General features: G+C 36.5%; 10 protein-coding genes. 8 read left to right on the top strand and 2 right to left on the bottom strand.

Features of this window, described 5'->3' with window-relative positions:
• The first annotated feature begins 84 nt into the window (after nucleotides 1–84).
• Nucleotides 85–594, top strand: coding sequence for an HTH domain-containing protein (locus AC0C45_RS29700; RefSeq protein WP_472929303.1), 510 nt, complete (start codon nucleotides 85–87; stop codon nucleotides 592–594).
• Between the two features lie 84 nt (nucleotides 595–678).
• Here AC0C45_RS29700 and AC0C45_RS29695 read toward each other — a convergent pair whose 3' ends face one another.
• Complete coding sequence (locus AC0C45_RS29695; protein WP_472929302.1) at nucleotides 679–996, bottom strand: helix-turn-helix transcriptional regulator; 318 nt, start codon at nucleotides 994–996, stop codon at nucleotides 679–681.
• Between the two features lie 156 nt (nucleotides 997–1152).
• Nucleotides 1153–1614 (bottom strand): replication/maintenance protein RepL, encoded by a 462-nt coding sequence (locus tag AC0C45_RS29690; RefSeq protein ID WP_472929301.1) that lies wholly within the window; start codon nucleotides 1612–1614, stop codon nucleotides 1153–1155.
• A gap of 773 nt (nucleotides 1615–2387) precedes the next feature.
• Here AC0C45_RS29690 and AC0C45_RS29685 point away from each other — a divergent pair.
• The 7 genes from AC0C45_RS29685 to AC0C45_RS29655 all read left to right on the top strand — a co-directional run bounded on the left by AC0C45_RS29685 (nucleotide 2388) and on the right by AC0C45_RS29655 (nucleotide 10063).
• Entirely contained in the window at nucleotides 2388–2903 is a 516-nt protein-coding gene (locus AC0C45_RS29685; RefSeq protein ID WP_472929300.1) for a DUF3967 domain-containing protein, read from the top strand.
• A gap of 533 nt (nucleotides 2904–3436) precedes the next feature.
• Nucleotides 3437–3610 carry a glycine zipper domain-containing protein gene (locus AC0C45_RS29680; protein WP_472929299.1) on the top strand — a complete coding sequence of 58 codons (174 nt, stop codon included), beginning with the start codon at nucleotides 3437–3439 and terminating at the stop codon, nucleotides 3608–3610.
• 418 nt (nucleotides 3611–4028) lie between these two features.
• Nucleotides 4029–5447, top strand: coding sequence for a MobV family relaxase (gene mobV / locus AC0C45_RS29675; RefSeq protein WP_472929298.1), 1419 nt, complete (start codon nucleotides 4029–4031; stop codon nucleotides 5445–5447).
• Nucleotides 5448–5948: 501 nt separating this feature from the next.
• Nucleotides 5949–6116 (top strand): Spo0E family sporulation regulatory protein-aspartic acid phosphatase, encoded by a 168-nt coding sequence (locus AC0C45_RS29670; RefSeq protein ID WP_472929297.1) that lies wholly within the window; start codon nucleotides 5949–5951, stop codon nucleotides 6114–6116.
• Between the two features lie 413 nt (nucleotides 6117–6529).
• Nucleotides 6530–7066: a cysteine hydrolase family protein gene (locus AC0C45_RS29665; protein ID WP_472929296.1), complete on the top strand. Its 537-nt coding sequence runs from the start codon at nucleotides 6530–6532 to the stop codon at nucleotides 7064–7066.
• A gap of 677 nt (nucleotides 7067–7743) precedes the next feature.
• A complete protein-coding gene (ltrA, locus tag AC0C45_RS29660) occupies nucleotides 7744–9396 on the top strand; it encodes a group II intron reverse transcriptase/maturase (protein ID WP_472929295.1) in 1653 nt (550 codons plus the stop codon).
• Between the two features lie 244 nt (nucleotides 9397–9640).
• Entirely contained in the window at nucleotides 9641–10063 is a 423-nt protein-coding gene (locus AC0C45_RS29655; RefSeq protein ID WP_257064685.1) for a helix-turn-helix domain-containing protein, read from the top strand.
• Nucleotides 10064–10254 lie beyond the last annotated feature (191 nt).

Raw genomic sequence — 10254 nt, 5'->3', positions numbered from 1 at the left:
AGAAAGAGAAGTAATAGCAGGAAATATCATCTTGCATTTGAATACTAGTACTATACTTTTAAAAAGGAAGTGGAGGCTAGTAGGATGCTGGTAAAAAAGATGTTAAATGGAATTATGATGAAGGAGATCACCATTAAAGAATTAGCTAATCAGTATGGTGTAAGTACTCGTACCATTCAATCAAAGATTAAGAAGTTAGGCTATGAATGGGATAGTAAGGAAAGTATTTATCGCTACGTTGGAGAAGAATCAGAACCTTTAGATGTTGATTTCAGTACCCTTATTTCTAAAAACAGTAAAATGCCAGCAAAACAAAAGCTAGCCAATAACGAAGTAGCAGCTAGTATTAGCTATTTAAACGAAAGTGAAAGCACTAGTGCTAGTTCTTCAAAAGCTAGTACAACTACTAGCAAAGTAGATGCAATTGATATCTTGCTGCAAAGTCCAAAAGACCGTTCAAAAAGAGTCTATCGAGGTTTTTATTTTGATGATGATGTGTTGAGTATTATTGATCGAGTCCCTAAAAGTTATAAATCTGAACTAGTAAATGAAGCTCTGAGGAAAGTTTTTAAGGAAAAAGGATTATTAGACTAAAAAGAAAAAGCAGGCTTAAGCCTGCTTCTTTAGCCTTTAAGGCTATTATATTTAAGAAGTACGTATTAGTTTTTGTGAGGATTCTTAATGCAGATTTTGAAACTGTTGAATAGCTTCTGTCATAGATGGTGTATTCAATTTCTTTAAGATACTTCTTCTTTGATTCTTAATTGTGCACTCTTCTTTATGGAGGATATCTTGTATTTCTGCAATAGAATGACCGTCAATAGCAAGGGCAAACATTTCTTGTTCTGCTTTAGTAAGCTGGTTCATGAAGACTTTCTCTTTCAGGATTTTACATTCTTCTTCTACACTTTTTAGCCGAGCAACTTCATCAACTAAATCAGAAGCTACACTTAAGATATTTTCAATACCCATTAATAGTTTTTCGCTTTGATCCATGATAAGACCCTCCTATTTTTTGAGGGCAACCCATGTTATAATACTAGTGTCAAATATAGTATTATGTTTTTCACATGGGGTGTTTCTCTGCCAGGAGAAATGCCCTTCTTCATTTTATTTAGTTTGGACTTGCTGTTATTCGTTTGAATCACCTCCTTAAATTTCTTCGTTATCACCAAATTCTTCAAAGGTAATTAGAAGATGCGCTCTCTTATTGTGACTTCCATATGCAATGATGTCTGGATTCAACATGATTACACCTGTTTTAACTTTTAAAAACTTTTTATCTACTAACATTTTTATAGTTGTATTTACAGTGTTAAAGCCGATTCCTGCTTCTTTAGCTATTTCTTGTTGTGTCTTTATTAGTATGTTTGAATTCCAATCAAGGTTGTCTAATATGTAATTAACTACCTTCATCTTTTTATTTCCTACAATATCTAAAGCACTGATTAAATGAGTAATCCATAGCTTGTGCCAGTTCACATCTTGTGTTTGACTTACTGCTTCTACTACTGATACTTTTTCTCCGGTGTCTTCATCTACTAAATTTCTTGTACCAGTAATTTGGCTTTTAGAAGTAACTTTTCTAGTGGTTTTAACAGTTTTTTTCTCCAATTAACTCACCTCTTTTTATTTACTTTAAATAAATAATTTTATTTATTTATTCTCTGGGTATGTTTACCATTATACAGACTTCAAAACAAAAGTAAATAATTTTATTTAAAAAAAGTAAATAATTTTATTTGCAAAAGTAAATAATTTTATTTGCAAAAGTAAATAATCTAAAATAGCCTTAAACCCTTGATAACATTGACTTTTTAATATATTAATAGTGTTTTAGCTTCTTGTCTTATACTAATAAGGGCTATTTTCCATACAAGGTTCGAGTAGTATTTTTTAAGAAAGTCACTTAAAAAATCTCCACTCTTTTCTCCTTGTACTTCAAATTTCGGCAGGTTTGGTTATCTCGCCAAGCCGAACATACCCAAAACGAAGTTAATAATGATCGGCTTGTGCTAGCAATTGTACCTGCCGAACCGCCAGAGCAACTGTCCTCAGTTTTATTTCTTTTTCAAAATGTAGAGACACAAATTTGAAAGCCAGCCTCACACCCCAAAACGAACGGTGAAAAACGGGTATGAACGATTGCCATGCATCACATAAAAATTGGTTGCATGGGGGGCATGCACTTGTTTTAATTATAAATAAAAATCCAAAAAACATATTAGTATTAAAACATTGATATAGTAGGGTTTATCGTAAAAGAACGCCCCCCATGCATGGTTAAAGCGATGTGCATGGGGGGCGTTCTTTGGTATTGTTTAAAGGATATTTGAGATACAAAGTATAACTATTTATATAATTATAATTGCACGGGAGGGAACGATATGTCAGAAGCGAAACTTGGCCAAGAGCCAGCGTATTGGACTGGTGAGGTAGCAAAGAAGCTAGAGATATCTGATAGCACCTTGAGAAAGTGGTGTATTCAATTGGAGGACACAGGTTATAAGTTCATTAAGGGAGAGAATGATAGCCGTGCATTTACCGATCATGATTTAAAAGCTCTGCAGTTATTTAAACAGCTTGTAAAAGTCCAACGAAAAACCAAAGAGACTGCATGTTTAGAAGTAGTGGAGCGATATGGTATACGTAAAGGAACGCCCCCCATGCAACCAGCACAAATGGCCGTGCAAGCCCATGAATTCAAGGATAAAATTGATGACATGGCTCAAAGTCTTGATGAGATAAAAAAACAATTAAATGAACAAATGGAGTTTAATAAAAAACTTGTGGAACGTATGGATCAGCAAAGCATGAGTCATATACGTGAAATCCAAGAGACGAGAAAACAAATTGCTGCTGCTGAAGAAAAAAAGAAGTGGTGGGAGTTTTGGAAGCTTTAATTTAAGTTTTACAAACAATATAAGTTCCCACATTATTGACGACCTTAATAATGTATCAGGAGCAGCATATAGTATGTTTTTCATCATATGTAAGAGAAGATTTATTAAAAAATGGCACCTTTAAGGTGTCCTTTCTTTTGTACCATAACATGTTCTATATGATATTTACCCCTCCTGTTTGTTATAGAGGTAATTGTCAGCTTCACCTAGAAACACAAGCGAATGGCATGTAATTTTCAAGATACTTTTTTATAGATAACATTAATTACGTTAGTAATCAGTTAACTATAAAAACCTTGTCCCTTTTTCTCCTGTTTTTTCATTGGTTTATTTTTAGAATGTGATGATGGGGGCATTGGAAATAATGTCGGGAATTTACGAATAGATATATAGCATACATAGAGATAAGACCGCCTTATAAACTGATACATAATGGGCGGTCTTTGTTATAGGTATGCTCTAATTTATGAAACTTAAAGATGACTTACTCGTATAAGATAGTAATTGGAAAATTTTGCACGAGAGGTGATTCTTTGTCTGAACCAAAGAAGGAAAAAGATTATCTAGGAATGGGACTTGGGTTAGGTGTAGCATTAGGAGTTTCTTTAGGGTTACTGTCAAACAATCTTAGTTTTGGAATAGCAATAGGTATATCACTTGGAGTAATTTATGGTACCACCATGAACGCTAAAAACAAAAAGAAATAATGCTATATATGGCCATTGTCAATGGTAAGCGGACCGTAGGGAGCATTAAGGAATTGACAATGTCACCACACCAAGACCCTCTTGGCATTCAAACAAACGCGTTTGTTTGACGCCAACCGGCGAGGGAGCCCCCTCAAAAAAGTGAGGGGGTTGGGGGAGTTTTTGGAATGGGGTTAAGGGGAAAAGTTCCCCTTACAGGTGGTGGACGGCGTCCACGGTCTTTATGAAAAAGGGCATCCGTTGAGGATGTCTTTTTTCATTTTGGCGAAGCCAAACACAGGGAGGATTTCCGACCGCCACCTCGTAGAGCGCGCTCCCAATTTGATCGAAGATGAAAAATTGGTGTAGTGCGTTACACCAAATCTAAAGTTGTGGTATGCTGGACCTAAGAACAGTGGTCGAAATGGGGGATTGAGGGATGGCCAAATATGGGATTATCCGTATGCAAAAGTTCCACAAAGACGCAATATTGGGGATCCAGAAACACAACCAACGAGAAGGCGAGAACAGGAAAAATAAAGACATCGATTCAACCAGAACGATGCTCAACTATGACTTTGTGAATGAAGATAAAATTAAGTACCACGAAGAAATTAAGAAGATGACGGCCACCCGTGTGAAACGAAAAATTCGGAATGATGCGGTCCTGGTGGCAGAGTTCTTTGTGTCAGCTAGTCCGGAATATATGAACGCGATGTCGGAAGCCGAGCAGCGCAAATATTTTGAAGCAGCACTGGATCATATCTCTGGTAAGTATGGCCACCAGAATATTTTATATGCCATGGTACACAATGATGAAGCCACGCCCCATATGCACGTGGGTTTTGTCCCAATTACAGAAGATCGGCGCTTGGCCGCGAAAGATTACTTTCATGGTAAAACCAAGATTCGTAGAATCCAGGATGATTTTCACAACTACATGAACAAACGTGGCTATGACATTGAGCGTGGCGAGCCAAGCGAGCTACAGCATAAGAGTGTTCATGAGTTTAAGAAACAAGAACGCGAAAAAGAGCTCAACCACCTGAAACAACTAGTGGCTCATAAGGAAAAAGAGCTCCAACAGATAGACAATTTAGTGGAGTTGAAATCAGCACCACCCGTTGAGATACGTAGCGAGAGACGGATTGAAGAATTATGTAGCCAGCCTGTTGAAGTAGAGGCGGCCAAGAGTGTCATGGGTTCCAAAGTGAAAGTAGAAGAATCAGATTTTCATGAACTTATGAGTCTTACAAAAGAGCTGCAGCAAACATTGGCGGCCGAGCATAACCGTACAAATGCATTGAGTCAAGAAGTTGATAAGACGATGAAAGAAAACAAAGCACTAACAGAACAAGTAGAGAGTCTAAGAAAAGATGTAAGTATGCACCTTGTTCATCAAGATAGAGAAGTTGAAAAGGCTAAGCATTTGATGAGGCAAAAAGTGTTACGCGATTTTTCAGCTGAACAAAAGGAAAATGTCAAGGATGAGGTTAAAAGAGAACTAGACAAGCAATATGAAGCCCATATAAGCTCTCTGAGCGATGATTTAACCATTGAGAAGCAGAAACATGAAAAAACGAAAAAAGAGCTTGTAGAAGCAAATAGAGTGAATGAGAGCTTAACGAAGATGAATCTTGGTTATATAAAAGATTATGTGCCAAAAAAAGAGCTTGATAAGGTGAATCAGCAGGTTCATGAATTGAGAGAAGAGAATAAGACATTGAAAGCTTGGAAAGAAAAAGCCTTGAATTGGATTGATAAGAATGTGGAGAAGATGAAGCAGATATCATTTTTTCAATATGTCGGTGGGATCCGCAAGCAATCAAAGCGCCAGGACCAAGACTTAGAACGGTAAAAAGGAGATATGAAGTTGAGTAAAATTAAAATGACACTCTTACTTATTGTGTTTGCAGTTATAGTTAGTTATGATACTTATTTATTGTTGAATGCTTATATGTATGGTTTTGCTGATAAATAGAAGAGTACTGGGGTTTAAGGATTAAAACTTATATAAGTTTTATCGGCGATAATTTAATTATTGAGAAGTACAAATATGAGAAAATAAAAAAGAACTATCTCTTCTTAATAAGACTGTTTTAAAAAGAGATAGTTTAAAAATGGGAATACCTATAAAAAAAATAATTACACGATTAGAATTGTAACATGTATTTTGGGCAAAAAAAGGTCCATTGGAGCCTAAAGTCGGTCATTCTAGGTATTTAATGGTCCTTTTTTAAGAAATTAGTATGTAAAACTTTAAAAACTTGGGTATTGCCATGTGAATGAAATCCATTTATTGTTATATAAAATTAATATATTAGATAAATGGGTGACTACGTAATTGCAAAGAGATAATATGATCTTAAACAGGGGTTTAATTGAAGAAATAGAGAGAGTTAGAGAAGATATGATTAAGACTGGACTTGAAGAAGGTTTTACGAGTGATAGAACGATTTGGATCAGTCAGTTACTTGATGGATTGTTAAATGAATTAGATAAAATAAAAAGCAGTCTTGTTCTCTAAATAAGTAGAGAACAAGACTGCTTTTTATAATTGAATTATGGAATAGCCGACCAATAAACCATATCATGTTCTATTTAAAAATACTATCTTTTACAACGTCTACATATGTATAAAAGGTGCGCTTTTTATACACTTTCTTCGTCTACCGCCTAAGGGGAAACGTTGTTATATCAAGGATGTATAAAAAGCTGCATACTCCGGAAAAAGAACCCTCGGCGGAACCGTTCTGCGACAAGGGTTCTTTTTTGGGTTGTGTTCCGGAAAGAGGTATTATGTTAACTATGGATGTATATCATATGCACTTTGAAGAAGGCTAGATTTTGCAGGATAAGGTTATATAACATAAGGTTTTAATTTGATATAATATTGTTTTGAATTTTTTTCCACATAACTTGATGGAGGGATATAATCAAATGAGTAAAAAAACGGCTTTGTTGCTTATCGATGTTCAAAACATCATGTTTTCTTATGAAGGTGGATCTTTATGGAATGAACAGCAAGTGCTTCAAAACATTAGTTCTCTAAGAGAGAAAGCGCACCAATCTAGTGTATCAATTATCTATATCCAGCATACAGACCCTAGTTCCGGCAGTATCCTTAGCGAAGGAAAAGTCGCATGGGAAATCCATCGGGATGTTCGCCCTTTACCAACGGACATAGTTATTCAAAAATCTTCTTGGGATGCATTCTATCAAACAACTCTACATAAAAAACTTCAAGAGCTTGAAATTGAAAAATTAGTCATTGCAGGCATGCAAACTGAATTTTGTTTAGATACCACTTGTAGAAGAGCATATAGCTTAGGTTATAAAGAGAATATCTTAGTAAAAGATGCCCACAGCACATTTGATACGGCTGTGCTTTCAGCTTCTAAAATAGTAGAACATCATAATAATATGCTGGGGGGCAGATTCGTTACATTAAGAGGAGTAAACGAAATTATATTTTAAGCTAATAAAGAACTTTTTAGAGACAAAAAACAGCCTTTCAAAGGCTGTTTTTTGTTCCTAGAATCTGGATTATGGTGCGACAAGAAGTCGCTTTCTTACAGTGTAGCTAACGCTACTCATCTAGACGCGAAGATGATCTCCATCCGAAACGGCATTCTTGGTAACGAGTCTGTCGGTTGCATGAGGAAATGCGGAAACAGAGGACAAATGCATGGTCCAGAACACTGCTAGGAGAAGACAGGTATGGTAAACGAAAGTGAAGGTTTGTAAGCTTCGTCAGGGTTAGCCTAAGATAATGCATAAGTTTCGCTTAGGTTTTGGTAAGAGGAAAAGTAGAATCATAATGCTACTCTGATGCGTCCCGCATCTTACCCGGAGTAAAGAACCTGCCTACCCCTATCGTATCTGTAGAAAGTGGAACTTGGTAAGCCCTATGTTATCTGCGCAAGCAGTAGGATGACTGCAAAGTCAAACGATGTGGCAGAGGGTATGGGATATGAGAAAAAGCGAAAGCCGTTACCCTGAAAAGGAACAGGAAAACAGAAAACACTGTATAACTGGACGGATACTGTCGCCTTTATAGACAATGACAGGCTCGAAAGAGCGCCCACTTCTCATGGGTCTTCAACACGAAAATAAATTTGTGGCTATCTTCTAACGAAAAGGAGCGTGCTGTTATGAATACCTCTCTACGAGCGTCGGCGCACGTCTCGCATAAAGGTTGGGACTCTATTAATTGGAGTATTATCCAAAAATATGTAACGAAGTTACGACAAAGAATTTATCGTGCCGAACAACAAAATCAACGAAGAAGAGTAAGGAAACTTCAACGTTTACTCCTCCGGAGTAAAGCCAATTTATTACTCTCCATTCGCAGAGTGACGCAACAAAATACCGGTAAGCGAACGGCTGGCGTAGATGGCTTTACGGCCTCAAAACCAAGCGAACGTATCAAACTTTATAAACAACTAGTTAAATGCAACGTCTTTCGACATCGTCCGAAGCCAACAAAACGAACGTTTATCCGGAAGAAAAATGGAAAACTGAGACCTCTCGGTATCCCGACGATACGAGATCGAGTTTACCAAAGCGTAGTAAAAAACGCACTCGAACCACAATGGGAGGTCAAGTTTGAACCAACTTCTTACGGTTTTCGTCCTAAACGAAGCACACACGATGCTATAAGTAATCTTTTTAATAAGCTTAAAACGAATAGTAAGAAAAAGTGGGTATTTGAGGGGGATTTTTTAGGATGCTTTGACCATCTTAATCATGATTGGATAGTAGAACAAACATCTATGTTTCCAGGAAACACTCTCATCAAAAGATGGCTTAAAATGGGACACATGGAGCAAGGTATGCTTCGTACGACAACAGAAGGAACCCCTCAAGGAAGTATCTTGTCTCCCCTTCTAGCTAATATCGCCTTATGCGGTATGGAAGAAGAGATTGGTATTGTGTATAGAAAGACATACAAACCAAATGGAGGAGGATACGGAACCGACCCAAAATGTAAGATAGGGCGTGTTCTCTATGCAGATGACTTCGTCATCGTAACGGAAACGAAGGAAAAAGCTGAAAGCATGTATGGGAAACTTACTCCCTACTTACAAAAGCGAGGAATTACACTCAGTGTAGAGAAAACCAGAGTTACACATATTGAGAATGGGTTCGATTTTCTCGGCTTCTCTCTGCGTCAATACAATACGGGACAAGGTAATAAGTTATTAATCAAACCTAGCAGAGACAGCATCAAAAAAGCAAAGGATAAGATAAAAGATACGTTCGCAGTGATGAGAGGACGACCAGTGAAAGAACTGATACGTGTTTTAAACCCAATTATTCGTGGTTACGGACAGTATTGGAAACATGTCGTTTCAAAAAAGACGTTTGGATATATGGATAATTACGTTTTCTTAAAAATAACAAAACACCTTAAACGATTACATCCAAAGAAGCCGTGGAAATGGATTACCAAACGTTATTTTAAGAAACCCCACCACGGAGGGAATGATAAATGGACTCTTACATGTCCACTTACTAACATTCAACTGTTGAAAATGTCCTGGATTAAAATAGAACGACATGTCATGGTAGCTTATAAAAACAGCCCAGATGATCCGAGTCTAAGAGAGTATTGGGAAAAACGAGACCGTAAGGTCTTTAATAGTGAAAATACATTCGATAGGATGAAACTGGCAAGAAAACAAGGATATCGTTGTGCAGTTTGTAAGCAAACTCTACAAAATGGAGAGAAAGTTACAGTGCGAAACCTAGAGGTTTCTACAGGTAAATTGGCTAAATTAGTACATGTACCATGTATTAAATAAGTTGTTCGGATAAAAAGAAGGCTTGAGCCGTATGACGGGAAATCTGTCACGTACGGTTCTTAGGGGGGCGGGCGTTCGTGAGAGTGCCTGCCTACCCGACTAAAGTTGTTGTGTATATTAAACGATTTTGGAAGCTATTTCTATCATTTTTGTTCTGTTAACCAATGGTTTACACGACGTTACTAAGCGTTTGTGGTAGTTTTACCATAAATGTTATAAAGTGGTTCATAAGAGGTGAGGGCATATGGAATTGGGAGAACAGTTGCAAAGATTAAGGGAAGAAAAAGATCTTTCTAGGGAAGAATTGGCCCAAGTAATGAATGTATCTAGACAAGCTGTATATAAGTGGGAGAATAATAAAGGGTATCCCGATATTGAAAATCTTATTAAGCTAAGTGATTTATATAATGTGACGTTAGATGAACTAATTAAAGGTGATCGTTCTTTTCAGAAAAAAATAGTAATAGATCAAAAAAAGAATAAAATTGAGGATTTATCAGATCCTGGTTTTGCGATTGGAATTATCCTTGTATTTGTAGGATTATTTTTAGATTTAGGAGCGTTTTCAGCTGGTGTTACAATATTAGGATTCTTAACGATGTTTTTTTATGATGATTTAAAGAAAACGTTTTGGACTATAAAAAAAGATTTTAAAGAAGAAGGATAAGTAAAATAGGCTTTAAGTTCTCTTAAAGCCTATTTTTGTGCCTATAAAATGTTTTATGTTAACAAGAAAGAGAAGTAATAGCAGGAAATATCATCTTGCATTTGAATACTAGTACTATACTTTTAAAAAGGAAGTGGAGGCTAGTAGGATGCTGGTAAAAAAGATGTTAAATGGAATTATGATGAAGGAGA

The organism is Priestia sp. VA7, assembly GCF_055710015.1.
This window is presented reverse-complemented; position numbering and strand designations above follow the sequence as displayed.

Coding starts and splice junctions, on each gene's coding strand:
- ltrA (WP_472929295.1), top strand. CDS start 7,744: ATGAATACCTCTCTACGAGCGTCGGCGCACGTCTCGCATAAAGGTTGG.
- AC0C45_RS29665 (WP_472929296.1), top strand. CDS start 6,530: ATGAGTAAAAAAACGGCTTTGTTGCTTATCGATGTTCAAAACATCATG.
- AC0C45_RS29700 (WP_472929303.1), top strand. CDS start 85: ATGCTGGTAAAAAAGATGTTAAATGGAATTATGATGAAGGAGATCACC.
- AC0C45_RS29655 (WP_257064685.1), top strand. CDS start 9,641: ATGGAATTGGGAGAACAGTTGCAAAGATTAAGGGAAGAAAAAGATCTT.
- AC0C45_RS29670 (WP_472929297.1), top strand. CDS start 5,949: ATGATCTTAAACAGGGGTTTAATTGAAGAAATAGAGAGAGTTAGAGAA.
- AC0C45_RS29695 (WP_472929302.1), bottom strand. CDS start 996: ATGGATCAAAGCGAAAAACTATTAATGGGTATTGAAAATATCTTAAGT.
- AC0C45_RS29685 (WP_472929300.1), top strand. CDS start 2,388: ATGTCAGAAGCGAAACTTGGCCAAGAGCCAGCGTATTGGACTGGTGAG.
- mobV (WP_472929298.1), top strand. CDS start 4,029: ATGGCCAAATATGGGATTATCCGTATGCAAAAGTTCCACAAAGACGCA.